General features: G+C 69.1%; 25 protein-coding genes and 2 pseudogenes. 12 read left to right on the top strand and 15 right to left on the bottom strand.

Translation table 11 applies throughout. The features are described 5' to 3' along the window. Nucleotides 1-63 precede the first annotated feature (63 nt). The gene (locus ABGA98_RS02425) at nucleotides 64-1,338 is read left to right on the top strand and encodes a bifunctional cytidylyltransferase/SDR family oxidoreductase (protein ID WP_347616503.1); all 1,275 of its coding nucleotides are present in this window, start codon (nucleotides 64-66) and stop codon (nucleotides 1,336-1,338) included. 26 nt (nucleotides 1,339-1,364) lie between these two features. Further along, a complete protein-coding gene (locus ABGA98_RS02430; RefSeq protein WP_347616504.1) occupies nucleotides 1,365-3,098 on the top strand; it encodes a CDP-glycerol glycerophosphotransferase family protein in 1,734 nt (577 codons plus the stop codon). 6 nt (nucleotides 3,099-3,104) lie between these two features. On the opposite strand, the gene ABGA98_RS02435 is transcribed toward ABGA98_RS02430, so the two are convergent. Next, nucleotides 3,105-4,121, bottom strand: a complete 1,017-nt coding sequence (locus tag ABGA98_RS02435; RefSeq protein WP_347616505.1) for a glycosyltransferase family 2 protein — start codon at nucleotides 4,119-4,121, stop codon at nucleotides 3,105-3,107. Between the two features lie 82 nt (nucleotides 4,122-4,203). Between ABGA98_RS02435 and ABGA98_RS02440 the strand changes: the two genes are divergently transcribed. From ABGA98_RS02440 to ABGA98_RS02450, 3 genes are all read left to right on the top strand, one after another. Beyond that, entirely contained in the window at nucleotides 4,204-5,637 is a 1,434-nt protein-coding gene (locus ABGA98_RS02440) for an LCP family protein (protein WP_347616506.1), read from the top strand. A 145-nt stretch (nucleotides 5,638-5,782) separates the two neighbouring features. Next, entirely contained in the window at nucleotides 5,783-6,622 is an 840-nt protein-coding gene (locus tag ABGA98_RS02445; RefSeq protein WP_347616507.1) for an LLM class flavin-dependent oxidoreductase, read from the top strand. 152 nt (nucleotides 6,623-6,774) lie between these two features. Next, nucleotides 6,775-7,497, top strand: a complete 723-nt coding sequence (locus ABGA98_RS02450) for a hypothetical protein (protein ID WP_347616508.1) — start codon at nucleotides 6,775-6,777, stop codon at nucleotides 7,495-7,497. A gap of 9 nt (nucleotides 7,498-7,506) precedes the next feature. On the opposite strand, the gene ABGA98_RS02455 is transcribed toward ABGA98_RS02450, so the two are convergent. The 4 genes from ABGA98_RS02455 to ABGA98_RS02470 all read right to left on the bottom strand — a co-directional run bounded on the left by ABGA98_RS02455 (nucleotide 7,507) and on the right by ABGA98_RS02470 (nucleotide 11,019). Continuing rightward, the gene (locus ABGA98_RS02455) at nucleotides 7,507-8,268 is read right to left on the bottom strand and encodes a hypothetical protein (protein ID WP_347616509.1); all 762 of its coding nucleotides are present in this window, start codon (nucleotides 8,266-8,268) and stop codon (nucleotides 7,507-7,509) included. Nucleotides 8,269-8,486: 218 nt separating this feature from the next. Continuing rightward, on the bottom strand, nucleotides 8,487-9,626 hold the full coding sequence (locus ABGA98_RS02460) for a hypothetical protein (protein ID WP_347616510.1): 1,140 nt from the start codon (nucleotides 9,624-9,626) through the stop codon (nucleotides 8,487-8,489). Nucleotides 9,627-9,903: 277 nt separating this feature from the next. After that, entirely contained in the window at nucleotides 9,904-10,317 is a 414-nt protein-coding gene (locus tag ABGA98_RS02465; protein ID WP_347616511.1) for a VOC family protein, read from the bottom strand. 12 nt (nucleotides 10,318-10,329) lie between these two features. Beyond that, nucleotides 10,330-11,019, bottom strand: a complete 690-nt coding sequence (locus tag ABGA98_RS02470; protein WP_347616512.1) for a C39 family peptidase — start codon at nucleotides 11,017-11,019, stop codon at nucleotides 10,330-10,332. Between the two features lie 177 nt (nucleotides 11,020-11,196). Here ABGA98_RS02470 and ABGA98_RS02475 point away from each other — a divergent pair, with 177 nt between their 5' ends. Continuing rightward, the gene (locus tag ABGA98_RS02475) at nucleotides 11,197-12,183 is read left to right on the top strand and encodes an AraC family transcriptional regulator ligand-binding domain-containing protein (RefSeq protein ID WP_347616513.1); all 987 of its coding nucleotides are present in this window, start codon (nucleotides 11,197-11,199) and stop codon (nucleotides 12,181-12,183) included. A 7-nt stretch (nucleotides 12,184-12,190) separates the two neighbouring features. Here the strand turns inward: ABGA98_RS02475 and ABGA98_RS02480 are convergent, their stop codons facing one another. Further along, complete coding sequence (locus ABGA98_RS02480; protein WP_347616514.1) at nucleotides 12,191-13,711, bottom strand: nitrilase-related carbon-nitrogen hydrolase; 1,521 nt, start codon at nucleotides 13,709-13,711, stop codon at nucleotides 12,191-12,193. 202 nt (nucleotides 13,712-13,913) lie between these two features. On the opposite strand from ABGA98_RS02480, the gene ABGA98_RS02485 reads away from it, so the two are divergent. Further along, on the top strand, nucleotides 13,914-14,531 hold the full coding sequence (locus ABGA98_RS02485) for a hypothetical protein (RefSeq protein WP_347616515.1): 618 nt from the start codon (nucleotides 13,914-13,916) through the stop codon (nucleotides 14,529-14,531). Between the two features lie 34 nt (nucleotides 14,532-14,565). Here the strand turns inward: ABGA98_RS02485 and ABGA98_RS02490 are convergent, their stop codons facing one another. Both ABGA98_RS02490 and ABGA98_RS02495 read right to left on the bottom strand, forming a co-directional pair. Beyond that, nucleotides 14,566-15,189 carry a DUF4240 domain-containing protein gene (locus ABGA98_RS02490; RefSeq protein ID WP_347616516.1) on the bottom strand — a complete coding sequence of 208 codons (624 nt, stop codon included), beginning with the start codon at nucleotides 15,187-15,189 and terminating at the stop codon, nucleotides 14,566-14,568. Between the two features lie 149 nt (nucleotides 15,190-15,338). Then, nucleotides 15,339-15,893 (bottom strand): nitroreductase/quinone reductase family protein, encoded by a 555-nt coding sequence (locus ABGA98_RS02495; RefSeq protein WP_347616517.1) that lies wholly within the window; start codon nucleotides 15,891-15,893, stop codon nucleotides 15,339-15,341. 67 nt (nucleotides 15,894-15,960) lie between these two features. Here ABGA98_RS02495 and ABGA98_RS02500 point away from each other — a divergent pair, with 67 nt between their 5' ends. After that, nucleotides 15,961-16,611, top strand: coding sequence for a helix-turn-helix domain-containing protein (locus tag ABGA98_RS02500; RefSeq protein WP_347616518.1), 651 nt, complete (start codon nucleotides 15,961-15,963; stop codon nucleotides 16,609-16,611). Nucleotides 16,612-17,449: 838 nt separating this feature from the next. Here the strand turns inward: ABGA98_RS02500 and ABGA98_RS02505 are convergent. Beyond that, nucleotides 17,450-18,202 carry an ABC transporter permease gene (locus ABGA98_RS02505; RefSeq protein WP_347616519.1) on the bottom strand — a complete coding sequence of 251 codons (753 nt, stop codon included), beginning with the start codon at nucleotides 18,200-18,202 and terminating at the stop codon, nucleotides 17,450-17,452. Nucleotides 18,203-18,255: 53 nt separating this feature from the next. Next, nucleotides 18,256-18,903: pseudogene (locus tag ABGA98_RS02510) on the bottom strand (ATP-binding cassette domain-containing protein); the annotation flags it as partial. Between the two features lie 87 nt (nucleotides 18,904-18,990). Here ABGA98_RS02510 and ABGA98_RS02515 point away from each other — a divergent pair. Further along, entirely contained in the window at nucleotides 18,991-20,094 is a 1,104-nt protein-coding gene (locus ABGA98_RS02515; RefSeq protein ID WP_347616520.1) for a sensor histidine kinase, read from the top strand. After that, on the top strand, nucleotides 20,091-20,720 hold the full coding sequence (locus tag ABGA98_RS02520) for a response regulator transcription factor (protein WP_347616521.1): 630 nt from the start codon (nucleotides 20,091-20,093) through the stop codon (nucleotides 20,718-20,720). The genes ABGA98_RS02515 and ABGA98_RS02520 overlap by 4 nt, the downstream gene beginning before the upstream one ends. A 104-nt stretch (nucleotides 20,721-20,824) precedes the next feature. Here ABGA98_RS02520 and ABGA98_RS02525 read toward each other — a convergent pair whose 3' ends face one another. The 3 genes and pseudogenes from ABGA98_RS02525 to ABGA98_RS02535 form a co-directional block, all read right to left on the bottom strand. After that, complete coding sequence (locus ABGA98_RS02525) at nucleotides 20,825-21,298, bottom strand: TniQ family protein (RefSeq protein ID WP_347616522.1); 474 nt, start codon at nucleotides 21,296-21,298, stop codon at nucleotides 20,825-20,827. Continuing rightward, a pseudogene (locus ABGA98_RS02530) lies at nucleotides 21,295-22,198 on the bottom strand (TniB family NTP-binding protein). The gene ABGA98_RS02525 and the pseudogene ABGA98_RS02530 overlap by 4 nt, the downstream one beginning before the upstream one ends. Nucleotides 22,199-22,244: 46 nt before the next feature. Beyond that, nucleotides 22,245-22,844, bottom strand: a complete 600-nt coding sequence (locus ABGA98_RS02535; protein ID WP_347616523.1) for a Mu transposase C-terminal domain-containing protein — start codon at nucleotides 22,842-22,844, stop codon at nucleotides 22,245-22,247. 497 nt (nucleotides 22,845-23,341) lie between these two features. Between ABGA98_RS02535 and ABGA98_RS02540 the strand changes: the two genes are divergently transcribed. Further along, a complete protein-coding gene (locus ABGA98_RS02540; protein ID WP_347616524.1) occupies nucleotides 23,342-24,217 on the top strand; it encodes a CDP-diacylglycerol diphosphatase in 876 nt (291 codons plus the stop codon). Nucleotides 24,218-24,590: 373 nt separating this feature from the next. On the opposite strand, the gene ABGA98_RS02545 is transcribed toward ABGA98_RS02540, so the two are convergent. After that, nucleotides 24,591-24,953: a transposase gene (locus ABGA98_RS02545; RefSeq protein WP_347616525.1), complete on the bottom strand. Its 363-nt coding sequence runs from the start codon at nucleotides 24,951-24,953 to the stop codon at nucleotides 24,591-24,593. Nucleotides 24,954-24,962: 9 nt separating this feature from the next. Here ABGA98_RS02545 and ABGA98_RS02550 point away from each other — a divergent pair, with 9 nt between their 5' ends. Beyond that, nucleotides 24,963-25,109, top strand: coding sequence for a hypothetical protein (locus tag ABGA98_RS02550; protein ID WP_347616526.1), 147 nt, complete (start codon nucleotides 24,963-24,965; stop codon nucleotides 25,107-25,109). A gap of 173 nt (nucleotides 25,110-25,282) precedes the next feature. Here the strand turns inward: ABGA98_RS02550 and ABGA98_RS02555 are convergent, their stop codons facing one another. After that, nucleotides 25,283-25,537 carry a hypothetical protein gene (locus ABGA98_RS02555; RefSeq protein ID WP_347616527.1) on the bottom strand — a complete coding sequence of 85 codons (255 nt, stop codon included), beginning with the start codon at nucleotides 25,535-25,537 and terminating at the stop codon, nucleotides 25,283-25,285. Between the last annotated feature and the right edge of the window lie 3 nt (nucleotides 25,538-25,540).

A 25,540-nucleotide genomic window follows, 5' to 3' on the forward strand; every position in this document is an offset into this window, starting at 1 on the left:
CGTAGCCACAGCGTAGCGAGAGGTCATCGCGATATCACGGACCAGGACCGTTAGGCTCGCGGTATGACGTCACGGCTGCGGTCGGTTGGGGTGCTCCTCGCGGGTGGCGTGGGGCAGCGGTTCGGGCACGACACGCCCAAACAGCTCGTCGAGGTCGCCGGGCGGACGATCATCGAGCACTCGCTGGCGGCGTTCGAGCGTGCCCCCGAGATCGACGAGATCGTGGTGCTGATGACGCCGGGACACGCCGACCGGGTGCGCGAGATCGTCGCGCGGGGCGGCTACGGCAAGGTCAGCCAGGTCGTCGACGGCGGCGCGAGCCGCACCGAGAGCACGTGGCGGGCACTGCGGGCGCTGGGCACGCAGGAGTGCAACGTGCTGCTGCACGACGCCGTCCGCCCGCTCGTGGAGCCGCGCATCATCGCCGAGTGCGTCAGGGCGCTGCGCGAACATCCCGCCGTCAATGTGGCGATCCCGAGCTCCGACACGGTCCTGGTGGCGAAGCCGGCGCCCGGCGGCGAGGTGATCGGCGAGGTGCTCGACCGGACGCGGCTGCGGCGCAGCCAGACGCCTCAGTGCTTCCGGCTCTCGCTGATCCGCGAGGCCTACGAGCGGGCGATGGCCGATCCCGGCTTCGGCGAGCGGCCCGCCACCGACGACTGCGGAGTGGTGCTGCGCTACCTGCCCGACGTTCCGATCCACCTGGTGCCGGGCAGCGAGCACAACATCAAGGTCACCCATCCGGCCGACCTGCACATCGCCGAGCGGCTCTTCCAGCTCGCCGCGAGGGTGCCGGCGGGCGATCCTGGAGGGCTCGTCGGGCGGAGCGTGGTGGTCTTCGGCTCCGCGGAGATCGCTGAGCTGGCCGCCGCCCGCGGCGCCCGGGTGCACGCCTTCTCGGAGGCCGACGGGGTGCGCGTCGACGACGCCGGCGCGGTGGCCAAGGCCCTCGACGGCGTGGGAGACGTCGACCACGTGGTGAACGCGGCGGTCGCCGGCCACACGGGCGGGCTCGCCGAGGCCACCGGCGAGAGCGTCGCCGACACGGTCAGCGTCAACCATCTGGGCGCGCTCACCGTGGCCCGCGCCGCCCGCCCGCACCTGCGCGGCAGCCTGCTGCTGCACAGCCCGCCCGGTTCCGGGGCGCTGCACGCGGCCTCGCGGGCCGCGGTGGCCGGGCTCACCCGGGCACTGGCCCGCGAATGGGCCGCTGGCGGCATCCGGGTCAACTGCATCAATACCGGCACTTCTCCGCACCTCATCGCGCAGACCTCGCTGGACATCCTCATCTCCGACCTATCAGGGCAAGTCATAGAGGCAGGCGTGGACGGCGCTTGACCTGAGAGTTGTTACCGTGCGATCACATGAGGAGACTCATCGTGATCGCGGCACTGCTCGGCTGCTACCCCGTCCTGCTGGCGTCGGCCCTGTGGCCGGCGCCGGTCTTGTTCGGGGCCGTCGCCGCGGCCTCCTACCTGGTGGAGCGGGTGGCTCCGCGGGCCGGCAGGCCGCTGCCCGACCTGCTGTGCAAGGTGCACCTCGGGCTCACGCTGCGCTTCGCGGCCAGGGAGACCATGGCGCTGCTGCTGGTGGCGCGGACGGCCGGGCCCGACTCGCCGTGGTTCCTGGGGATGGCGGCCGGTGTGTTCGCGATCCACGTCGTACGGGCCGGGCACGCGGGGCTGGCCCTGCGGCTCAGGCAGATGCTCAGCCGGATGCCGGTGACGACCCGCAACCTCGACGTCTCCGCGCTGCGCATCCCCAAGCTGCCGCCCCGCTTCCTGCGTGACGACCGGAGCGTGCGCTTCCTCTATCTCGACGCTCTGCCGGTGCTCGGCGCGGCGTTCGACGCCAGGGTGGCGGCCCTGGGCGCGGGCCTGGCCGTCGCGCTCGGCGCCGCCGGCACGCTCGCGCTCATCCCGTACGTACGGCGCGCCGCCCCGCTCACCGACAGGGCGAAGGTCATGGAGGTCGTGGGCAGGCAGGTCGAGAGGTACCGCCCCGAGGTCATCCTGTACTTCTCCGGCGCCCCCGCCGCCGCCTACCAGGCCAGGATGTGGCTGCCCGTGCTCGAACGCATCCACAGGCGCGCCATCGTCGTGCTCCGCGAGCGCGGCATGGCCGCCCATCTGGAGCCGACCACCCTGCCGATGTTGTGCTTCCCGTCGTCGGCCGACCTGATGAGCTTCCGCGCCCTGACCGCCGCCAAACTGTGCCTGTACGTCTCCAACGCCGGCCGCAACGTCCACATGCTGCGCATCCCGACCCTGCGCAGCGCGTTCCTCAACCACGGCGACAGCGACAAGGAGGCGTCGTTCAACCCGTTCTCCCGGGTCTACGACGAGGTGTGGGTGGCCGGGCCGGCGGGCCGCGACCGTTACCGGCGCGCCAGGGTCGGGGTCAGGGACGAGAACATCCACGAGGTCGGCAGGCCGCAGCTCGAGGGCATCTCGACGGAGGGGCCGGGGCTGCCGTACCGGACCGTGCTCTACGCCCCCACCTGGGAGGGCTGGAGTGACGACCTGCTGCACACGTCGCTGACCAGCATGGGCCCGCGCCTCGTGCGGGCGCTGCTCGACCACCGTCCGCGCCTGCGCGTGATCTACAAGCCGCACCCGCTGACCGGTCACCGCGACAAGAGCGCCCTCCGGGCGCACAGGAAGATCGTCGCCATGATCGAGGAGACCGAGCTGGCCACGTCGAAGGCCAGGCACCCGTCGGCGGCGGCCGGCGAGGCGCCGGCGATCAGGCATCTGATCGTCACCGGCTCCGAGCCGCATCTCTATGACTGCTTCAACGAGTGCGACATGCTCGTCACCGACATCTCCAGCGTCGTGGCCGACTTCCTGGCCAGCGAGAAGCCGTACGCGGTGACGAACGTGGCCGGCCTGCCGGAGCAGGCCTTCCACGAGCGTTACCCGAGCACAGAGGCGGGCGAGCTGCTCGGCCAGGACCTGGCCGGGCTGGCGGACTTCCTCAACGGGAAGGACACGCTGGCCCGGGCCAGGGTCAAGCTCAGGAGCTATCTGCTCGGGCCGGAATATCCCGACGCGCTGGCCCGCTTCAACGCCGCCATCGAGCGGGTGCTCGCGGGCTGAGCGGCGTCACCGCGGCGGCCTGGCCAGCTTCTTGGGGCTGGTGAGGAAGCCCCAGCCCCAGGAGCAGTGCATGGTGGCGTACACGATCGGCAGGCGCAGCTTCGCGGCGGCCGGCAGACCGCTGCCCGTCAGCGCCGAGCCGGCCACGATGGCCAGCGCGTAGCCCCCGGGGACGACCAGCGCGAGCGGGAAGAACGGCGAGGCGACCAGCGCGAGCAGCATGGCCAGCACCGCGGCGGGCGGCGCGAGGTAGCGCAGGTTGATCGTGCCTTCGTGGGTGCGCGCGACCACGTGCCGCCAGCGGCCGTAGTGGAAGTATTGCCGGGCCAGCGCCTTGACGTTGGGCCGCGGCCGGTAGGAGACCCGCATGCGCGGCTGGAACCACACCAGGCCGCCGCTCTGGCGGATGCGGTGGTTCATCTCCCAGTCCTGGGCGCGCTGGAAGTGCTCGTCGTAGCCGCCCACCCGGTCGAGCGCCGAGCGCCGGAACACGCCGAGGTAGACGGTGTCGGCCGGGCCCGCCGTGCCGCCCACGTGGAAGGCGGCGGAGCCCACGCCGATCTTGGAGGTCATGGCGCAGGCCACGGCCTGCTCGAACGGCGTGACGCCCTCGGCCGCCATCACGCCGCCGACGTTGTCGGCGCCGGTCTCCGCCAGCGTCTCGACCGCCACGCGCAGGTAGTCGGAGGGCAGCATGGCGTGCCCGTCGACCCTGGCGATGATGCCGTTGCGCGATGCGGCGATGGCGGCGTTGAGCGCGTTGGGAGTGCGGCCCGTGGGGTTGGGCACGACGGTCACCCGTGGATCGGCCGCCGCGATGGCCTCGGCGACCTCCTGGGTGCGGTCTTGGGAGGGACCCACGGCGAGGACGACCTCGATCTCACCGGGGTAACTCTGGGCGAGGACCTGGTCGACGGCCTCGCGGAGATGCCGCTCCTCGTTGAGGACCGGCATGACGACGGAGATGGGGGGCCAGGCACGCGTCTCCGCGGGGGCGTGCGGCGAGTCGGGGAACTGCTTCATGGCGGGGCTCACGCTACTGTACGAGCAGGGGAGGAGGGCAATCGAAAGCCCGATCCTCCGGCGTGAACAGAGGGGGACTTGCATGCGCGAGCCGGGCGAGGAGGACGCCGGTGTGCTCGTGGGCGGAGACGCCTATGGCGGTGTCAAGCTCGCCCCCGGCCGCACCCGCAGGCCGCTCAGAAGCGCCAGGGCCCGCCGCCGCAACGTGCTGATCGCGGGTTTCCTGTCCACGTGCGTGCTGGTCACGACCGGCGTGGTGTGGGCGACCCCGCGCCAGATCGGCACGGTCGACGCGGGCGTGACCGCGTCCTCCTCCCGCGGCGCCGAGAACATCCTGCTGGTGGGCGTCGACAAGCGCGACGACCTGACCCGCCAGCAGCAGAACCGGCTCAAGCTGGGCCGCGAGTCCGGGCAGCGCACCGACACCATGATGGTCATCCACCTGTCCGAAGACCACCGCAAGGTCACGGTGGTGAGCCTGCCGCGCGACACCTGGGTGACGGTCCCCGGCAAGGGCGACCACAAGATCAACTCTGCCTACCAGTTCGGCGGGCCCAAGCTCGCCAGGCAGACCGTCGAGTCCGTCACCGGGCTGCAGATCAACCGCTACATCGAGGTCAACATCCTCGGTTTCATCGACGTCGTCGACTCCCTCGGCGGGGTCACCGTCTGCACGCCGGTGCCGATCAAGGACCAGCGGATCGCGCTCGACCTGCCGGCCGGCACCCACAGGCTCGACGGCGTCCAGGCGCTCGGCTACGCCCGCACCCGCGCCACCGCCCGTTCCGACCTCGACCGCATCGACCGGCAGCAGCAGGTCATCTCCGCGCTGCTCAACCGGGCGCTGAGCGCGGGCACGCTGGCCAACCCCGGCACGCTGGCCTCGTTCGTCAACTCGACGCTGAGCACGGTCAAGGTCGACCCCGACGACGGGCTGATCGGCCTGGCCACCCAGCTCAGGGACGTCTCGCTGGAGGACGTAAAGTTCGCCGAGGTGCCGCTGGCCGACGTCGACTACAGGACGCCCACCGGAGAGTCCGCGGTGTTGTGGGACAAGGCGGCGGCCCGCGACATGTTCTCCAGGATCGACGCCGACCGCGACCTGGCCGCGCCCACCCCGTCGGCCACTCCCTCGGCCAAGCCGTCGCCCATCCCGCCGGAGAGCGTCTCGCTCAGGATCAAGAACGGCACGCTGATCAACGGTCTCGGCGCCCGCACCAAGGAGGCGCTGGTCGCGTACGGGTTCAAGGTGCCCGGCCAGCCGGGCAACACCAGGCAGCACGACTACGACAAGACCGTCGTGCGCCACGGCAAGGGCCAGGAGGCCGCCGCGCGGGTGGTGGCCGACGCCATCCCCGGGTCCGAGCTGCGCGAGGTGGACATCAACGGCATCGAACTGATTCTCGGCAGCGACCAGCCGAAGGTCCGGCAGAAGGGGTCGAAATCCATGCCGACCGCGAAGCCGAGCGTTACACCATCCACCAAAACGGCAATGCAGAACATATGTAAGAAATAGGCATATCTTTCTGCAGGTCGGGACAGTGCTGGTCTCCACGTACAAGCAGGTCCGTCAGCGGCACGGCCGCCTGATCCTCGTGGCTACGCGGCACAGGCTGAATCTCCGGCGTTCACCGGGGAGCGCGTCAATACTGGAGAGCATCATGAGACTTGGCGTCATGTTCGACCGGGACCTGCCGCCCGAGCAGCTGGTCCCGTTCGCCGGAGAGCTCGACGGCACCGCCGTCGACGACCTGTGGGTGGTGGAGGACCTCGGCTGGACGGGCGGCGTCTCGGCGGCGGCCACCGCGCTCGCCGTCACGTCCCGCCTGCGCGTCGGCATCGGCATCACCCCCGCTCCCCTGCGCAATCCGATGCTGCTGGCGATGGAGCTGGCCAATCTGGCCCGCATGCATCCCGGCCGGCTGGCCGCCGGCATCGGTCACGGCGTGCCCGCCTGGATGCGCCAGGTCGGCGCCGCCGTTCCCTCGCCGCTGTCACTCCTGGAGGAGACGATCACGTCCGTACGCGCGCTGCTGCGCGGCGAGACGGTCACCCTGCACGGCCGGTCCGTGCACCTCGACGGCGTGTCGCTGGTGCACCCGCCGGCCGAGCCGCCGCCCGTGCTCGCCGGGGTGAAGGGCCCGCGCTCGCTGGCGTTGTCGGGACGGGTCGCGCAGGGCACGATCGTGCCCGAAGGCATCGGTCCCGCGCGGTTGCCCGGCGTCCGGTCGCAGATCGGCGGCGGCGCGGACCACGAGCTCGTGGTCTTCACCTACCTGCACACGGGGGGCGGCACCGCCGAGGCGGTCGAGGAGACGGTGGCCGGACAGGCGGAGTTCCTGGGGGTCGCGCCCGCGGACGTGGTGATGGCGACCGGCACACCCGCGGAGGCGGCGGCGCAGGTCAAGAGCATGTGGGCGGCCGGCGCCGACACGGTCGCGGTGCGCCCGCTGGGATCGGACCCGCTGCGCCACGTCGACGCGCTGCTGTCGGCCCTCTGACGCGATCCTGTGGTCGGCCGTTCGACGCGGCCGGGGAGGCGCCTTCGGCCGAATGGCCGAATGGCCGAATGGCCGAATGGCCGATGGGCCGCCGGAGGCGGTCGGTCCTCCGGCCGATGGCGCGCGGGCGGCGTTCGGCCACCATCGTCCCCATGAGGAAGATCACATTAGCGGCGGCGGCCGTGGCCCTGGCCGCCACCGGCTGCGGCGTGGAGCTCGACGCCGCGGAGGTGCGCGCCGCGGAGTCGTTCGTTCTCACGGGCCCCGAGTTGCGGATCCGGTCGTCGCTGGGCGGCGTGCGCGTGCTCCAGGGAGCCGGAGGGCGGGTCGAGGTGGAGCGGTGGGTGCGCGGCAAGGCCGCTGACGAGGGCAACGCCACCTGGTCGCTGCGCGACGGCACACTCCGCCTCAGCGCCGACTGCACCATGATCATGGGCGACTGCGGCGCCCGCTACCACGTCCGCGTCCCGCCCGGCGTACGACTGTCGGTCGAAGCGGCCGACGGCGTCATCCTCAAAGGGCTTGCCCAGGACGTGGACGTGGTGAGCCGTGACCGCATCCAGGTGATGGGCGCCTCCGGGCGGTTGCGGCTGCGCAGCGAGGGCTCGATCACGGCCGAGGGCCTGACGTCGGACGCGGTCAGGTGCCGGACGGTCGACGGGCGGATCGACGTGGCGTTCGACCGCCCGCCCGCCGACCTCGACCTGCTCTCACGCGAGGGCATGGTGACCGCGAAGGTGCCCTCCGGCTCGTACGCGGTCACGGCCACGAGCAAGGAGGGCCGCGCACGCACCACGGTCAAGCGCGAGGCCGGGAGTTCCCGCACCATCGTCGCCCGCAGCGGGTCGGGGGACGTCCGCGTCCTCGCCAGGTGAGCGCGTGCCCTACTCCCAGATGGCGGCGTACCTGCCGTTCTCGGCGTTCACCTGGACGGGGTGCAGCCCCCGCCTCTTGAGGGCGTTGAACCGCTGCTGGTAGCCGGCCGCGGACATGTCGACGTAGTGGGCCCAGGACTTGCGTCCGTCCTTGCGCCACACGGCCGTGTACGTGCCGTCGGGCGCCACCGCCACCTTGACCGGCCGGTAGCCCTGGCTCTTCTTCGCGTAGAACTCCTCCTTGTGGCGCTCGCGCGACATGCCGTAGGTGTACTTCCAGGTGCCGCCGGGGTTGGCGGTCCACACGCCCACGTAGCGGATGTCGCCGGGGGTGCCGTAGGCGTCGACGGAGGAGAGCGCCAGCCCCTGCGCCGCGGCCTCCCTGTTGTAGGCGCCGAACTGTGCGGGCGTGAGGCCGTGCTTGGTGAGGAACTTGGTGCTCTTCTTCTCCCAGATGGCCGTGAACACGGCGGAGGAGCCCGAGCCCGTGGCGGAGACGGAGATCGGCTGCGCTCCCTGCCTCATCGCCGCGTCGAACTTGGCCTGGAAGTCGGCTGCGGACATGCCCTGCCAGATGCCCCACTCCGGCGCCGAACCGCCCTTGACCCACACGGCGGCGTAGCGTTCGCCGTCGGAGACGTTCACCGTGATAGGCCGGTATCCGCGACTCTCGAGGGTTTTCACATGCGCCACGCTCTTGGCGGGGGTCGCGTTGTGGTAGGCGTACCATGCCGGCGCCGCCTGGGCTCCGGCCGCGGGTGCCACAGCCACGGCCGGAGCGGCGAGCCCGGCAACCACGGATGCGACGACTGCGATCTTCCTTTTGGTCTGCATGACCCTCCCCAGACAGGATTTTTTACCGAGTTTTTAGGCGGGGTAAGACCATAACAGGGGATACATGCTGACCGCTGGCGAGTGTTGTGAGCCGCGACAAGCGTGGACGCCGGGTTAAGCGCCGGTTCGCCCTCGGTCAAGAGGGCCGCGAGGGCTCAGCCGACCTTCGCGAAGGGCGTCGGCACCTCGCCCGTCCAGCGGTAGAGCTCGGCGTGCCCGGTCTGCTTGGTCTCGCCGTCCTCCGTGATCGTGCCGGCCCTGGAGGCGTAGTAGCGGCCCCGGCCGAGCGAGACCAGGCCGTACTCGCCGGTGAACTGCCACCCGCGCACACCCGACTCCTCGTGCTCCAGCCCGCCCGGCGCCAGGGTGAGCAGGTTGCCCTGCTCGGGCTCCGGCTGGCCGACGATCTCGCCCTTCCTGGGCTGCTCGTCGCCCTTCACCATGAAGAAGGGGTAGTTGGGGAACTGCGGCTTCTTCCCCTTGTACACGGCCATCATCCAGTTGCCCGTGTGGTCGTCGTACTCCAGGTTCTGCACGCCGTAGGTGGTGTTGCCGGTGTAGACGAAGTATTTCCCGTCCACCTGCTCGGGGCCGCTGGTGTGCGGGTCGCTCTCGGTGAGCGGCTTCTCGTACTTCTTCCACCGGCTGATGTCGTACTGGAGGAGGACCTGGTGGTCGTTGTCCTCCCTGCCGACGTGGGAGTAGATGCCATACGCGACGGTCAGCCGCTCCTTGCCGTGCTTCTTGCCGAACTCCGGCCCGAACGACACGCCGTCGATGCCGCTGCACCCGTACCTGTGGTCGGGGGTCTCGGCGATGTTGCCGTCGAACTTGCCGTCACCGTTCATGTCGGCGACGTAGTCGTCGACGACCTCCTTGAGGTAGACGGTCTTGACCACGTCGGTGGTCTGCGCGTCCATGTTCATGCTGGTGATGCGGTCGGCGTCGAAGATGGCGATGTAGAACGACTCCTGCGCCTTGTACTCCAGTGAGCCGTACACCCGCCCGTCCTTGGCGTTGAAGTCAAGGTCGCCGAGATGTCCCGTGAAGCCCGTCACCGAGCCGACCGGGTTGCCCTTGAGGTCGGTCTTGACGAGCAGGTTGGTGAAGGAGAAGTACATGTACCCCTTGCGCTGGTCGATGGCGATGCCCTGGACGTGACCGGCGGTCCAGGCGCCACCGTAGATCTCCTTCGGGAGATCCCGGGGGCGGTCGGCGGGGGTGGCGGAGACCGCGGAGGAGAGCAGGCCGAGGGTGGCGGCTGCGGCGAGAGTGAGCGTCAGGACCTTGCGCATGTTGCAGTACCCGTTTCCGATTAAGGATCAAACCGAAATCAGACGGTATACCGGCTGGGTGTCATTGTCTGACATTTACCTGAACCAGCCACGAACGGCCACCAAACTACACATTCAGGGCATTACGCCCCGTGCGTAACACTCGACGCGGCGGCCGAACGTGCATCGGATGGACGCTCGCATACGAAGGTCCGTGGCGTGGCCTACCGCTGCCGATCGCTCGGCGGAGCAAACGACATGGCGCTCCATGTCACCACGGTGCTCGAAGCCGGCGGCCTCACCACGTCGCGGGCGGGAGGCCCGGCGCGGTGGACGCGGCGACCAGTTCGACTTCGAACCCGTCGCGGTCCTCCAGGTAGGCGGCGTAGTGCTCGCCCCCACCGGCATGCGGGTGGCGGTCGGGGAACAGCAGCGTCCAGCCGTACGCCGGCGCCTCCCCCACCAGCTCGTCCAGCCGGGCCCGCCCGTCCACGTGGAAGGCCAGGTGGTTCAGGCCGGGACGGCAGCGGTCGTGCCGGTCGGCGGTGAGCGCCGGCGACTGCTCCAGCACCACGTACGTACGCCCCGACCGCCAGCTACGGCCGTCGCTCCACTCCTGGTAGGGGGTGTAGCCGAGGGCGCGCAGCAGCCACTGCCAGCTCTCGGTGGCGCGCCCCAGGTCGGGCACCCACAGCTCGACGTGATGCAGCACCCGAGCAGTAGATCATAGTTTCGAGATGGAGTACATGTTGCCGCCCGGCTGCAGGATCTTGGCCAGGGTGGAGGCCTTGATGGTGTGGGAGCCGCCGGTCGGCTTCCAGGGGTCGTAGACGGTGATGGTGTTCGCCAGCTTGTCGTAGCCGTACGCGATGATCGCGTGGCCGACCTTCGAGCCCTTGACCTTGCCCTTGTTCCAGGGCAGCTGCTCCATCCACACCGCGAGCACCGGCGCCTTGCGCAGCTCGCCCACCTGGGTGGAGATCCGGTCCATGAGCACCAGCGCGTTGCCGTCGGCGTCGGTCGTGCTCGTGACCTTGTACCCCTTCGACTTGAGGTAGGTGTTGATCACCGGAATGGCGTACTTGCCCTTGGTGCCGCCGGAGGCGGTGGTCTTCATCTTCTTGGCCAGGGTCTTCTGGCTGACCTTGACGCCGAAGGTCGACAGGCTCATCGACGACGAGGCCGGCACGCAGAAGTAGTTGGTCTGCTGGTACTGGCCTTTCAGGCTGACCTTGTACTTCAGCGGGCTGAGCAGGCCCTTGGTGCTGGCGGTCGGAGTCGGCGTGGGGGTGGAGGTGGGGGCCGGGCTGGGCGTGGGGGTGGCGGGAGAGGCGTGAGCCGGAGTCAGAGAGGTGAAGCACAGAGCGCCCACGGTCACGGCGAGGCCGACGGCGGTCCCTGTCCTGCGGTTCATCACTTGATCGCTCCATGTGTGCACACAAACGACTGACAGTGGTCAAGGACCGTAGTTGAGTTGTTAAAAGAGTGCAAACAGTTACGGTTGGTGACGATGAGGCAGAAGGGTCGATGAGTCCCTAATGTCCGGCAGATCGTCTGTTAGCGTCATTCGTGCAGCGAGAGGGTGGTGCACATGTCGGCGAGCGGCGTGGCGATCCAGTTCGTACGTGCGGCCGTCGCCTCCGCGGAGACGCCCGATCCCGACATCAGGCGCGCGCTGTCCGCGCTGACGCGGCCCGGCGCCACCCACGTCGGCTGCGCCCAGACGGTCGAGGCGATGCGGGACCTGTGGCGGCACAGCGACGACGAGCTGCTCAGGCTCGGGCCGCGGCCGATCCCGCCCGGCACCTTCCGGATGATCTCGCTGGGGCTGATCCACGCACCCGACCTGCGGGCCGCGATCGAGCGCCTGACCGAGTTCGCGTCGATCACCACGGGCTACTCGCGCAGCCGCCTCGTCGTCGACGGCGCCACCTGCCGGATCGAGATCGCCGCCGAGCCCGGCGCCCGCATCACGCCGCTCGCCGCCGAGATCATGCTGGCCCTCGTGCACCGCTTCCCGGCCTGGCTCGCCGGGCGGCGGATCGTGCCGTCCCGGCTGGAGCTGCCCTTCCCCGAGCCCGAGTACAGCGACGCGTACGTGCCGGTCTTCGGCCGGATGCCGGTCTTCGACGCCCCGGCGGTCTCGATCAGCTTCGACGCCCGGCACCTCACGGCCCCCGTCGTACGCGAGGAAGCCGACCTGCTGCGCTACCTCCGCCGCTGGCCGGCCGACCTGATCCTGCACCGCGACTACGGCACGACGACCGCCGCCCGCGTACGCAACGTCCTCGAACGCGGCGACACCACCGAATGGACACGCGCCGACGACGTTGCCGCCAGGCTGTCGATCAGCCCTCAGCACATGCGCCGGCTCCTCCGGCAGGAGGGCACGTCGTTCCAGCGGATCCGGGAGGAGGTGCTGCGGGACCTGGCCGTCGCGAGCCTGGAGCGCGGCAGGGAGTCGATCGAGGAGATCTCCTCGCGGCTCGGATTCTCCGAGCCCAGCGCGTTCCGGCGGGCCTTCACGCGCTGGGTCGGCAGCCCGCCGGGCGCCTACCGCGCCCGGCACACCGTCTGACCCGGGGCTATCGGGTGCGGCGGCGGACGGCCAGGCCGATCGCGACGGCCATCCCGGCCAGGCACAACCAGGCGAAGGCGTCGCCGATCACCCGGTAGACGGTGGTGGTGCCGCGCACGGGCACGTCGGAGAAGACCACGTGCCGGTCGCCGCCCGCGTAGTCGTGCGCGGCCAGCACCCTGCCCTGCGGGTCGAACGCCCCCGACACCCCGAACTCGGCCTGCCGGACCATCGCGTACCCGTTCTCGATCGAGCGCAGGCTCGCCTTCTGGTTGTGCACCGGCCCGATCTCCGCCCAGTCGCGGGCAGGCACGAGCATGATGTCGGTGTCCACGCGCATCAGCTCGGGGAAGTCGGCGTCGAAGCAGATCACCGTGGCCAGCCGCCCGTACGGCGTCCGCGCGACCGGCACCACGCCGTCGCCCGGCGGGTAGAACTCCAGGCCGGGAATGGGATGGGCCTTGTTGTAGACCCAGACCTGCGTGCCTGCCGGGTCGTACAGGTAGGTGCGGTTGGCCGCGTACGGCGCCTGCGGCAGGACGACGGACACGGCGGCCTGTAGGTAGATCCCGCTCTCCCGCGCCACGGCGGCCACCTGGCCGAGGAACGCCTGCTCGTCGGCGGCCAGGACGCCGGCGGCCTGCTCGGACCACATAACGATCTTCGCGCCCGCCTGCCCCGCCTCCCGCGTCCTGGCCAGCAGGTTGGCGTTGACCTTGCCGAAGGCCGCCCGTACGGTCGCCTGGTCCTGTCCCGCCACCTGCTGCGGGGTGAGGTCCGCGCTGAGGGTGGCGCGCAGTTCGCGGGTGACCGAGGTGTCCGGGCTGATGCCGGCGACCCGCACGGCGCCGCCGTCCGGCGTAAGGAACACGAGCCGGGCCCCGCCGGCGAGAAGGGCGACCAGCAGCACGGCGACGTACGCGGCCGCGCCACGGAGCGCGTTCGCCCGCAGGCGGTTCTCCCAGAGCTGGTTCGCCGTCGTCGCGAACCAGCCGATGAGGAAACCCACGCCGTACGGGCCGGTCAACGCCACGACCTGGAGCAGCGCCAGGTCGTCGTGCTGGGTGGCGGCCGGCACGCCGAACGCGGTGCCGAACGGGCTGAGCAGCGTCATCAGGAACTCGCAGGCCGCCAGCGCCGCCGGGAACAGCAGCAGGGACGTGACCGTACCCGCCCTCGGCGTGACGAGCCGGTCCACGACGTACGGCACGACGGTCAGGGTGCCCAGCGCGAGGATCCCCACCACGACGACCACGGTCATCGGCACGGCGGTCTCGACCAGCCAGAACACGCCGGCCAGCGCCGAGGCCGCCCACACCGCCGCGAGCCCGCCGAGGGCCGGGCCGGTCCGTACGAACCTCAGCAGGAAGACCGGGGACAACCAGGCCGCCACGGCGATGTCGAAACGGCCGTGCACGGCGAAGAGCCACAGCAGCGTCCCCGCTCCCAGCCAGGCCCACCGCCACCGATGTCCGTCAGGAACCGCCGGCACGGCCTCGCTCCGCCGGTCGATCTGCTCTGTCCGCATCTGATCCTTCCCCGCCGTCGAAGCCTCCGCCCGGAGGGTTCGACCAGTGCCTCGCGCGACGGCCGATCCGGTCGCGGACCGACGCTAACCGCGGCACCCTCCCGAGGGCTGTGACCCTGCCTCTCCTCATGCATGACCGAACCGCTCCTCGCCCGGCCAGGAATGCCTGGCTAGAAGGGGAATTCGAGAAGATACTGAACGGGTGGAGCGCGAGCGGCCGAGCCAGAAGCTCCTCTGGAGCGTCTTGGCCCCTGTAGCGGTGGCGATCATCATCGCGCTCCTCCTCGGCCCCACCGGCAACCCCTACGACTGGTTCAAGAACGAGCAGCCGTCTCCCTCGACCGGCTCAGGATCACCCAGCACTCCTCCAGCGGAGACCGCCCAGCCGAGCAGCCCTCCGTCCGAGACGCCCATCGGCGACGATCCGCCGCCCATCTACCGGCAGAAAGGCATCAACCTTTCGAAGGGCTACAGGATTACGTTCACCGACAGGCCCATTCGCCCGAACCAGGAGAACGGGGTCATGGGCATGAGACATGATGGTTACGTGTCGGTGCGCGGTGGACGACAGGTGGTCCTGCTGAAACCCGGGCAACCACGCGAATACCGCACCTGCCGCGACGACACCCGCTACTACCAGAACGTCACCATCCCCGGCATTCCCGGCTCGAAGCTGCCCGAGGGCGCGGCGCTCTGCGTCACCGACACGGACAGCGGGCTGATCACGCTCGTCAAGGTGACCGGCTGGAGCGACTCGGACGAGGATGCCGACTACATGACCCTCGACATCACCATCTGGCAGGGGCCGGTCCACGACTGAGCCTCACGGCCGGCCCTCACCCAGGGCGTGTGTGTCACCGGTCTCGGTAGGCGGCGATCCGCGGCAACCTGCGAGCCAGCTCCTCCTCATCGTCGAAATCCCAGTTCTCGCCATGGGGAACAGAGCCGAGCTCTGGCACCAACGGGAAGCCCGAAGACTCGACGCGTGCGTATGCGGCTTCGAGCAGTTCGTCCGGCTCCTGCCCGGTCACCCGCTCGTAGGCCTTCCTGGCCGCATAGGCTAGCACCTCGAACCCTTCCGACTCTTCCCTCTGCTGCTCCGGATCCTCCGGCGGGCGCCTGGTGCGGTTGGTGTACGCCTTCTCCAGCTCCAGCAGATGGAGCACCTGAGGCACCTCGATCACCCGATCAGGGCATTCGACGACGCTCTCGAACGTCGCACGTCCCAGACTGACGAGCCAGCTCACGAAGTACTCGAACCCGTCCAGCGACCCCATGCCGAACATGAACCAGTACGCCGCGTACAGATCAACCGTGCAGCCGCGATCATGAGTGGTCTTCCACCAGACCTCATAGTCGACGATCTCTTCGACCGGACGGCGGGAGAGCTCGCCCTCCAACCACTCCAGGCGCTTTCTTCTGGTGCCGGTCTCGCGTCCGGAACGCTCGATCAAATCCCAGAACTCATCGAGATCCATGCTGCGTGATGCTGGCATCCGCGGAACGCCATGTAAAGATCGCAAACAGGCGCCTGCCGGGTCAGCAGCAGAGTGGCCGGCAGGCGGCGGATCTCAGGCGCTGTCAGCGCCACGCCGGACACGCAAGCGGCAGGCGCACGGTCGGTTCGTCAGGCCGTGGAGTTGCTCGACGAGGGCTGGGGTGATGGGTGTCCGTCCACACGCTCCAGCACGACGACGGGGATCTGCCTGCCGGCCGCTGCCTCGAACTCGGCGAACTTCGGGACGAGCGCCACCTCTTTCGCCCAGAGCCGCTCGCGCTCCTCGCCCTGCGCGAGCCGAGCCACGACCGGCACCGTCTCCGTGCCCACCTCGACTGTGGCCTGCGGATTCGCCATGAGGTTGTGGTACCAGACCGGATGGTGCGGACTGCCGCCGTGGGTTCCGAAGATGGCCCAGCCATCGCCGACCGGCTGGTAGAACAGCGGGCTGATCCGCTCGCGCCCGGTCCTGGCCCCGATGTGGTGCACCAGGATGAGCGGCATGCCTCGCTCGTCGAACCCGGGAAATCGGGGCGGGATGGGTCGGCCTGCGGCGAATTGCTCTTCGCTGCTCCAAGGCACGTAGCCGACGTTCGCGCGGAACTCGGCGATGATCCGATCGTTCCAGCTGCCGATGGCAGGAGCTTTGACCTCGGCTGCGGTGGTCGCGGACGAGTCGGACATGGCATTCCCTTCGCTATCCGGAGCAATTGCTCCTCAAAGTAGCACAGAGCGGAGCATGTGCTCCGGTATGCTCGGCCGTATGGCAGTGGCTGAACCGGAAAACACCACCCGGCGCCGCGCGCCGCGCGCGGACGCGATCCGCAACCGGGAAGCGATTGTCGAGGCCGCCGCCGAAGTGCTGGCCGAGCAGGGCGCCGCAGTGGACGTACGCGAGATCGCCCGCCGCAGCGGAGTGGGCATGGGCACCCTCTACCGGCATTTCCCGAAGAAGGAAGATCTCGTTCACACGGTCCTGCGCAGGGACTTCTTGAACTGGGCGAAATCGGCACGCCAGGCGGCGATCGATGCCGAGGACCCCTGGGCGGCACTTACGGACTTCTACCAGCAGGCCCTGACCGGCTACGCCCGCCACCGCGCGATCATGGAGAACTTCGCACTGACCTGGGCCGACCCCGATCTGGAGGGCATCCATCAGCTTCGCCTCGTCATCGAGCAACTGTGCGCCCGCGCCCGCGCCACGGGCCTGCTGCGCCCCGGCGTCACCACTGATGACCTGCTGCTTCTTCTGGTCTCGCTGGGCCACGCCCTCCAGATCACCGACGAGTGCCGCCCACAGATGTGGAACAGGCTGCTGCACATCTCCCTCGACGGCCTGCGCGCCGGCCACCGCGAACCACTTCCCGCCGACACCAAGCCACCGCCCGGCGCTGCCAGCTGATGGTGTTCTCCGAGCCATGACCTGGCCAGCCGCGAAAACAGCTCGATCATGCCGGTGAGCAGTAGTTACGCTTGTGGACGTCTCGCATCACTTTCCACTGATTCCAGTGCTCCCACGGAACAGCGACGGAACAGAGGAGGACTTGGAGGCGACTGTGGCGATGCCGAAGAAGGGCTCGCGGCTCATCACCGTCGACGGTGCCGTCTTCCGCTGGCGTGTCCGCCGCAAGCCGACCTACTGCCAGGGCAACAGCTGGACCCCGCTCCGCTTCGCTGTCGAGCGAGCCGAGGAGCCGGGCGGCGTTCTCGTAGTGTCACTTCCCTGCGCCCGGCCGGACAACTGGCTGGGAAAGCGAACGATCGCGATCCGTCCCGTCCTCGTCGCCGGATGCATCCGGCGGGCCGTCGACCGAGGATGGAACCCGGCGCAACCGGGCTCGCCCTTCACCCTCACCGTCGCTGAGGACGAACTGGCCGCGCTCTTGGGCGAACCGCCTCAGTACCTGGTGCCGTTCCTCTGGGGCATGATCCCGGAAGGCGGCGGCATCGAAGACCTCCCTCGATGCACTCAAATCTGGAGTCGAGACGAACCGAACATAAACCATGCTGTCGGTTTTCGAAGTCGCCTGCACGGATGCGCGGAGTGGTCTGCACACCCGCAGCGGGTGCGGGCGTGCAGACCATCCGTGGTGATGTGCGGCTTAGCGGTGGGTGGCCGCCTGAGCCTGGCGCGAGCGCCAGCGCCGGGGCACTGCTTTCTCGACGAGAACCTGCCGGTGGATGAACCGTCTCTACGGATACGGCCTGGCAAGTGTGGCAGCTCAGGCAGCACCTGGGCGTCAGGATCCGTGGCGGGATCGCTCGTTGGTGATCACCGCGATCAACAGCGGGATCACCGCCCACGCGGCGAGCGCAGTGAACGCCGTCCAGGTTGGCATGATGTCTGGGACCTGCTCGATCAGCTGGAGGGCCGGGTACGCCGGCAGAAACGGGCTGATCTGCTCGCCCCAGGGCAGGTTCATGGCGAGGAACGGCAGCACAAGAACGATCGCCACCAGCGCCACGGTCGCCACGGCGCCGTTGCGCAGGATCGTGCCGAGCGCCAGTCCGAGCAGCGTGGTGACCACGATCATCAGCGTGCCGCCGGCGATCACCGTCCAGGTTCCGGCAGGCAGCAGCGAGGGGTGGAACTCCGCGGCGACGAACCGCCCGAAGAGATAGCCGGGCACGGAGATGAGCAGCGAACCGCCGACCGCGGCTCCGCTCAGGACTGCCGCCTTGGCCATCAGCACGCGGGCCCTGGACGGTGTTGCGACGAACGTCGTGTCGATCATGCCGGACGCGTGCTCGCCGCTGATGCTCATCGTGCCCAGCATGCCGAGCGGCAGCTGGGCCAGGACCACTCCCACGTACACGGCCACGACGATTCCCATGGCGGCCTGATCGCTCGTACGGGCGGGATCCCAGCGCGAGATGACGGCGGAGGCGCCCAGCACGGTGAGCGCGAGCGACACCAGCACCCCGATGCCCAACGCCCACCAGGTCGAACGCAGACTCCGAAGTTTGATCCACTCGGCGGCGACCGCGCTCACGGGGCGCTCCTTTCGATGACGTTCATGAACGCGTCCTCCAGCGACATGCCCGGGCCTACCAGCTCTGTGATCGCGGCGTCGGCGCGCAACCTGCCCTGGGCGACGACGATCAGATGATCGGCCGTGACCGCCATCTCGCTCATCAAGTGGCTCGACACGAGCACGGTGCGGCCCTCGGCGGCGAGGGACTTGAGCAGGCCGCGCATCCAGCGGATGCCTTCGGGATCGAGTCCGTTGGTGGGCTCATCGAGCACGAGCACTTCCGGGTCGCCCAGCAGAGCCGCGGCGAGCCCCAGCCGCTGCTTCATGCCCAGCGAGAATCCGCCGACGCGCTTGCCTCCCTCGTGGCCGAGCCCCACGAGCTCCAGCAGCCCGCCGATGCGGGTGCGGGAGATGCCGTTGGAGCGGGCCAGCCACCACAGGTGCTGCTCTGCCCGCCGCCCGCCCTGCACCGCGGTCACGTCCAGCAGCGCGCCGACCTGGGTGAGCGGACTTTTCAGCTCCCGGTAGGGCATGCCGTTCACTGTGGCCCGTCCGGCGGTGGGCTGGTCGAGGCCGAGGAGCAGCCGCATGGTCGTGGTCTTGCCGGCGCCGTTCGGGCCGAGAAAGCCGGTGATCCTGCCGGGCGAGACCGTGAAGGAGAGGTCGTCCACGGCAAGTGTCTGTTTGAAGCGTTTGGTCAGTCCGGTGACTTCGATCATGTCTCTCACGATCTGCCGCAACCGGCCCGTCGCGCATCGGTCTTGGGACCGATACGGCCGGCCCGGCGACCGGGCTAGGTTCATACCGTGCGCGAACAGATCCGACTTCCCCTGCTGAGCCGGGTGCCGGCCTGGGCCTGGGTGACGATCGACGCCGGAATCGCCCTGGTCTTCGCGGCCTCCTTCATCGGGCTCGCCTCATCGAGGAACCTGTCGGAGCCCGACGTGGTGGACTACGGGGCGGCCCTTGTGACGAGCCTGCCCGTAGCGGTCAGGCGGTTGTGGCCGCGCTCGGTGTTCGTGATCGTCCTGCTGGGCGGTCTTGGGATGCGCGAATTCCTCATCCCGCACGCCGACCTGCTCTGCCTGCCTCTTGCGCTGTACACGCTGGCCACGCGGAGCAAGGCTGTGCTCCCGCTGCTCGTGGCGGGCGTGGTCACCATGCAGGGCGTGGTGGAACTCCCGCTTTCGGTGGTGGTGCGTGACCAGCTCGGGCTGGTGCTGGCGATCTTGGCAGCTTCATGGGCCACCGGTACGGCTGTGCGACAGCGCCGGCTCTACACCGAGCAACTCGCCGCGCAGGCGGAAGAGCGGGCGCGTGCGGAGGCGATGGCGGAGCGGCTGCGCATCGCCAGGGAGTTGCACGACGTCATCGGCCACAGTCTCAGCACGATCGCCGTGCAGGCGGGGGTGGCAGGCCATGTGGGCGGGGCGGAGGAGATGGGCCACGCGCTGGCCTCGATCGAGGAGACCAGCAGGTCGGCCCTACGTGAAACCAGGCAGTTGCTCGGTGTGCTGCGTGAGGACGGCGAGGCCGAACTCGCCCCCGCCCCGGGACTGGCCGATCTCGACGCGCTCGTCATGAGGACCAGGGCGGCGGGCCTGGAGGTGGAGCTGCAGATCAACGGCGATGTGGGCGGGGAGATGGAGCCGACGGTCTACCGGATCGTGCAAGAGGCACTGACCAACGTGCTCAAACACGCTGGAGCCCGCCATGCCCTGGTGCGGATCGAAGGGCAAGAGGACGGGCTGACGGTGGAGGTCACCGACGATGGCACGCGAGGCCAGGCACGGCCGTACGGACATGGCCTGACAGGGCTGCGCGAGCGCGTGCACCTCTTCGGCGGCGAGTTTGAGGCAGGGGCTCGCCCCGTGCGCGGCTTCCGTGTGATGGCCAGGCTGCCGCTATGATCAGGGTGCTGGTGGCCGACGATCAGGCGCTCATCAGGGCGAGCTTCCGCAGGTTGATCGACTCCGCGCCGGGGTTCCAGACAGTTGGTGAGGCGGCGACGGGCGCGCAGGCGGTGACAGTGGGTGCTCGCGATCGTCCCGATCTGGTGCTCATGGACGTGCGCATGCCGGAGATGAACGGGATCGAGGCCACGCGTCGCATCTGTGCCGACTATCCGCAGACGCGCGTGCTCATGGTGACCACCTTCGACCTGGACGAGTACGTCTACGGAGCGCTCCAGGCCGGCGCCGCGGGCTTCCTGCTCAAGGACACTCCACCCGCCGAACTGATCAGGAGCATGAACGTCATCGCGTCGGGCGAGTCGCTGCTGGCGCCGACCGCGACGCGGCGGTTGATCCAGCGGTTCGTGAACCCGCCATCGCGGGCGGGTGGCCTCGACATCACCGAACGCGAGCGTGAGGTCCTCGTCCTGGTGGCCCGGGGCATGTCCAATGCAGAGATCGCCCAAAGCCTGTACGTCAGCCTCAGCACGGTGAAAACGCACGTCAGCAACCTGCTGACCAAGCTCGATGCCCGAACTCGCGTCCACCTGGTCATCGCCGCCTATGAGGCTCACCTTGTCTGAGGAGGTCTCTTTCTCCGCCGCCCAGTAGATAAAGATCATTTTTTTGATGAGCGCGCGATCCGCGCGCGGCTTGTGCAGCCTCAGGACCCATGTAGCCTGCTGTTTCACAGGCGACCACCTATGAAACACGCGTCGCGGCCGAATGCGTCCAGGGCGAACGCTGTTTCATAGGTCGGTGCAAACAGATGGACGACGTGATATCCGGCCCGGCCCGGCGGCAGTAGCACCGAGTCCTGCCGGACGTAGGCAGAGAAGGCCTGCCAGCCGTCGGCGGGATTCAAGGTGTCGGCCAGCCACGGCACGCATCCGGTGATCGTCATCCGGCGCAGCCGGCCCACCTCGATGCCGGTCCGGGCGGCGAGCGCGTGCACGATGATCGTGGGCGTCTGGTAGTCCAGGTCTGCGCCGCGGTCGAACTGTGCCGTCGGCGGGCCGAGGTTGTGCGTCAGCAGCTGCTCGACCGACAGACGGTACAGCCCGGCGAGACGGCCGAGCCAGGAGGTGAGCGCCTCGCCGGGGGCAGGCTCGGGGTGGACGGGCCAGCGGCGCACACCGCCCGGCAGGTCCGCGCGTGTCACACCAGCTCGCGTTCGAACTTGCGGCGCCGCTCGGTCGGGCCGGCGTAGCTCGCCAGGAGCAGGGTGCGCTGGTTGATGGCCTCCTCGCCGGACTCGATCGCCGCGGCGGCGGCCTCGGTGAGCAGTGCGGCCAACTCCCCGATGGTGCCCTCGCTGCGGGTCAGCAGGTAGTCGGTCATCTCCGGGGTGGCAAGGTGGGAGGCGCGGCGCAGCGGGAAGGCGGCGGCGAAGCTGGCCATCAGGGTGCTCGCCTCCCGGTCGGGCTGCCAGCGCGGCAGCACGAACGGGGCGAAGCGGTTCTCCAGCTGGTCGTCGGAGCGGATCGCCAGATAGGCGTCCCGGGTGCCGACGCCGACCAGCGGAATCTTCAGTTCGTTGCCCAGGAAGCGCAGCAGGTTGAGGAACTCGCGGCGCGCCTCACCGCGGCCGGCCAGCACGTTGTGCAGTTCGTCGATCACCAGCATCCGCGCGCCGGCCTGCCGCAGCAGCCGCACCGCGAGCTGCTCCAGCTCGGCCAACCGCTGGCGGGGCCGCATTGGCGCGCCGAGCGCGGTCAGCAGCGCGGTGTAGAAGCGGGCCACGTGCGGGTCGGAGGGCATCTGCACCATCAGCACCGGGATCTCCTCCCGGTCCGGGTGCGAGGTCGGCGCGTGCAGGCGCCGGAACTTCTCCAGAATCATCGACTTGCCGTTGTTGGCCGGCCCGATCACCAGCAGGTTCGGCATGCTTGGCCGGCCAGTTCAGCAAGGTGTGCAGCTGGTCCAGTGCCTGCGTGGCGCGGGTGTAGCCGATCCACCGATCCGCTCGCACCCGGGCCAGCCGTTCGGCGGCGGGCAGCCGGGCCACCGGCCGGGCGCTTTCATGCAGGTGCGACAGGTCCTCTGCCGGCCCCGGCTCCAGCTCGATCTCCGGCCCGGTCTTCGGTTCGCTGTTCACCACTGCTCGATCACCTCGAACGGCCGCACCGGCGTGTCGTCCACGCACCCCTCGGCCGGCGGCGAGGTCGGCGGCGAAGCTGCTCGCGGCGCGGGGGTCGCCGAGCGACGCTCGACCTCCCGGCGGGCCCGGCGGGTCTTGGCCGCGCATTCTCAGTGATCTGCCGCATCTGCTCCACCATGGCGAACAGGGCGTTCTCATCGACCTGGGCGCGGCCGTCCTGGCGCAGCCGGACGATCGCGGCGCGCTGTTCCCACACGCTGATCGGCGGGCGCGACAGCATCCGGTACGGCACCGCCAGGTAGGCGTGCCCGTACGGGTCCAGCACCCAGACCCGGGAGAGGTCGCGCGGGTCGCGGCGCAGCACGAACTTCTCCAACCCGTCGCGGCGGGCGATCCAGGGCTTGAGCACGTCGCTGTAGTACTGCACGTGGTCGATCGTGAAGCCGGTCCGCCTCAGCGTCCGCCGGATCACCGGCAAGAAGTCGACCAAGAACGCGGTCTCGCTGGTCACCGTGGCCGGACGGCCGCTGGCCGCGACACCTTCGGCCCACCGTCCGGCCGGGGTCTGGCCCAGCGTGCCGTGCACCTGGCCGTGGTAGGCGGCCACCGCCAGGGCCAGCCACCTGTTCAGCTAGAAACCCTCCGCTTCGCCGCGCGGAGCGGTGTACGGGCGTGGGCCGGGGAGGTGCCGCTCGAGGACGCCGCAGCCGCCTTCGCCAGGGCGACCAGCGGCGCGGCCCGTTTCCGCATGGTGCTCGTCACCGGGAACTGACCACCGACCGGCTGCCATCTCAGGGAGTACGTGGCACGCCAATTGTCGACCTCGTGATGACATGTGCCGGTGCGAGTGGATGGGCGGACATCGCGAAGAGCGTCTCGTTCTCGCCAGCGAAGGCCCAAGTCTCGAACCGGTAGGTTTCGACCGCTGATCGCGAAGGGGAGCATTCTGATTCGTGCGTGCCGACTCCCCGCTCGGGGGACGGCACCGCGAAGGCGCTGTTCGGCTCTCGGTCCGAGAGCGTCTCCGGCCGTGCGCCGGACCTGTACATCCCGTGTGGCGGATGCTCGCGGAGATCTTGGGGGTTGTTCATGGGTGAGAACGGCATGCCGGAAAACGCGACGGACGGGCTGACCCGGCGCCGGTTCGTCCGCTTCTCCGGCGCGGCCGGCGCGAGCGTCGTGCTCGCCGCCGCCGGCCAGGACCTGGCGGCGGCCGACGGACCGAAGCCACCGCCCCCCACCGTCGGAGGCCCCGACCCGACCGTGTGCGGCAGCACCAGCAGCACGGATTCCCTGTGGGTCTCGATGCAGCGCTGCCACAGCACCAACAGCTGCCTGCAGAACGGCGACGACTACGTCGTGATGCCCGGCAACAACAACGCCTCCGGGTACACGAACTACATCCTCGTTCCCACTCAGCGGATCAACGGGATCGAGTGCCCCTGGATCTGCAACAGCCACGCCCCCAACTATTGGGACGCCGCGAACTACTTCGCCACGAGGCAGCCGACTGTGGTGCGGCCACCGGTTGGGCTGGGGATCAACTCGCAGCGCGCCCGGAACTTCAACCAGCTCCACATCCACATGGCCACCGCACGGCCGGTGTCCCGGAGCGACCTGGAGTCGCAGCAGGGGAGCGCCGCTCACAACGTCGCCGACTGGGCGCACACCCGCGTGTCGGTCCGCGGGTTCAGCGAGCAACTCGGCATCCTGCCGCACGTCTACCGGGTGCTGATCTGGCCGGGGTTCAGCCACGACAATCTCTTCGACATGCTCCGGACCATGCTCGTCCACGCGATGGGCCAGGGCGCGACCGTGGCCGACGCCCAGGACCAGATGCGGTTCCAGACGCTGATCGTGATTCCTCGGACGTCCGGCGGCTACTTCATCGTGAACAGCGAGAACCAGCTGCGCGACCCGAACAACCGCCAGCTCGTCGGGACCGACACCTGCGACCCGCTGCTCCTCCTGCACCCCTGAGCGCGTCAGCTCGCCTCAGAGACCGCTCTGGACGGGGCCGTTCTGGACCGGGGCCGCCCATCCCGCCCGCCGGATGCATGCCAGGCTGAACGACCTCCGCCATATCCAGGCGACCACGCTGCTCCTGGCCCCAATGCCGTTCAGATAAAAAAATGATCACGGTCCCGTCTGTGCGGTCGATGGCGTGGGCAAGAGTGCGACGGTCGGCGGTCCTGCGTATCGGGTGCCTTTGTCGGAGGGGCGTCGTTCGCGGTAGCTGCTCTTGCGAGAGCGTTTGACGGCTCGCGGGTAGGAACGGTGGCGGCGGTGCGGGTTGGTGTTCCGTCGGTGCGCGACCTGGTGGAGGGCCCGGTTCCAGGAGGCGTCGTGCGGCTCAGGGGGGAAAGGCCGCGCGGTCGGTGACCGAGCGGCGCACGATGCGGACGGTGCCCAGGAACTTGATCCGGTCGGGGTCGATGCCGGCCGTGGTGGCGGCGGTGCAGATCAGCGTGCATAACGCCCAGTGGGTGAGCAGGTAGGCCCAGATCTCCTGATAGGCCAGCTCGGGGGTACGGGAGCGCAGGATCCGACCAGGCCCGCGTAAGTGCGTCTTCAGCTGGTCGATGCCTGTTTCGGCCTCCCAGCGATCATGGTAGCAACGGGCCAGCTCCTCGGCGGTGGCCTCGGCTGGGTCGAGAATGCTGGTGATCAGCCGGATGTGCTCGCCTTTGCGGTCGGGCACGGTGTAGTCGACCACCCGGACTCCATGGCCAACTTCGTGGTCACCGACCTGACCGCACTCGTCCGGATCGTCAAGCGCAAGCTCAAAAAGATTCAGTACCGACCCCACCCGATCGACGGCTGTCTGGCTCAGACCGGACTCATCATCGAGGAGACCACCGTGACCACATGACCGGCTCTACGAGTTCAACCCGTGTAGCCGACGGCCTTCAACTGCTCGGTCTCACAATCTGAGAACGCTTCAGCTCTACGCCGACATGTCCCCGAACATAACGGTTCGAATGCACCAAGAGGCACCCGTAGCTTGATGTATGAGTACGCCAAGTGTGTCGCCATCGGCGAGGGCTACTCATCGGGATATTTCTTGCAATACTCGCGTGCTGCTAGAAAGCAGGCAATTGCGGAGATTGTGATCACCGCGGCGGACGCTGCCAATATATTTACCCCCCGCTCTCCATCTGCAATGGCAATAGCGATGCGAATGGGGGTGAGAATAAGCCCTAGCAACGCTACCTTCCACCAGATCAGGCCTCTGAAGCTTTTGAGCCTCATGAACACTGCCCCCAGAAAATGACATAGATTGAGATAGAATTCCGGCATGGG

Source organism: Nonomuraea sp. B1E8 (assembly GCF_039871515.1).
Classification (GTDB): domain Bacteria; phylum Actinomycetota; class Actinomycetes; order Streptosporangiales; family Streptosporangiaceae; genus Nonomuraea.

Excerpts from the sequence above, each read along its gene's own strand:
- ABGA98_RS02425 (WP_347616503.1), top strand. The coding sequence starts at position 64 with ATGACGTCACGGCTGCGGTCGGTTGGGGTGCTCCTCGCGGGTGGCGTG.
- ABGA98_RS02430 (WP_347616504.1), top strand. The coding sequence starts at position 1,365 with ATGAGGAGACTCATCGTGATCGCGGCACTGCTCGGCTGCTACCCCGTC.
- ABGA98_RS02435 (WP_347616505.1), bottom strand. The coding sequence starts at position 4,121 with ATGAAGCAGTTCCCCGACTCGCCGCACGCCCCCGCGGAGACGCGTGCC.
- ABGA98_RS02440 (WP_347616506.1), top strand. The coding sequence starts at position 4,204 with ATGCGCGAGCCGGGCGAGGAGGACGCCGGTGTGCTCGTGGGCGGAGAC.
- ABGA98_RS02445 (WP_347616507.1), top strand. The coding sequence starts at position 5,783 with ATGAGACTTGGCGTCATGTTCGACCGGGACCTGCCGCCCGAGCAGCTG.
- ABGA98_RS02450 (WP_347616508.1), top strand. The coding sequence starts at position 6,775 with ATGAGGAAGATCACATTAGCGGCGGCGGCCGTGGCCCTGGCCGCCACC.
- ABGA98_RS02460 (WP_347616510.1), bottom strand. The coding sequence starts at position 9,626 with ATGCGCAAGGTCCTGACGCTCACTCTCGCCGCAGCCGCCACCCTCGGC.
- ABGA98_RS02470 (WP_347616512.1), bottom strand. The coding sequence starts at position 11,019 with ATGAACCGCAGGACAGGGACCGCCGTCGGCCTCGCCGTGACCGTGGGC.
- ABGA98_RS02475 (WP_347616513.1), top strand. The coding sequence starts at position 11,197 with ATGTCGGCGAGCGGCGTGGCGATCCAGTTCGTACGTGCGGCCGTCGCC.
- ABGA98_RS02480 (WP_347616514.1), bottom strand. The coding sequence starts at position 13,711 with ATGCGGACAGAGCAGATCGACCGGCGGAGCGAGGCCGTGCCGGCGGTT.
- ABGA98_RS02490 (WP_347616516.1), bottom strand. The coding sequence starts at position 15,189 with ATGGATCTCGATGAGTTCTGGGATTTGATCGAGCGTTCCGGACGCGAG.
- ABGA98_RS02495 (WP_347616517.1), bottom strand. The coding sequence starts at position 15,893 with ATGTCCGACTCGTCCGCGACCACCGCAGCCGAGGTCAAAGCTCCTGCC.
- ABGA98_RS02500 (WP_347616518.1), top strand. The coding sequence starts at position 15,961 with ATGCTCGGCCGTATGGCAGTGGCTGAACCGGAAAACACCACCCGGCGC.
- ABGA98_RS02520 (WP_347616521.1), top strand. The coding sequence starts at position 20,091 with ATGATCAGGGTGCTGGTGGCCGACGATCAGGCGCTCATCAGGGCGAGC.
- ABGA98_RS02540 (WP_347616524.1), top strand. The coding sequence starts at position 23,342 with ATGCCGGAAAACGCGACGGACGGGCTGACCCGGCGCCGGTTCGTCCGC.
- ABGA98_RS02550 (WP_347616526.1), top strand. The coding sequence starts at position 24,963 with ATGGCCAACTTCGTGGTCACCGACCTGACCGCACTCGTCCGGATCGTC.
- ABGA98_RS02555 (WP_347616527.1), bottom strand. The coding sequence starts at position 25,537 with ATGCCGGAATTCTATCTCAATCTATGTCATTTTCTGGGGGCAGTGTTC.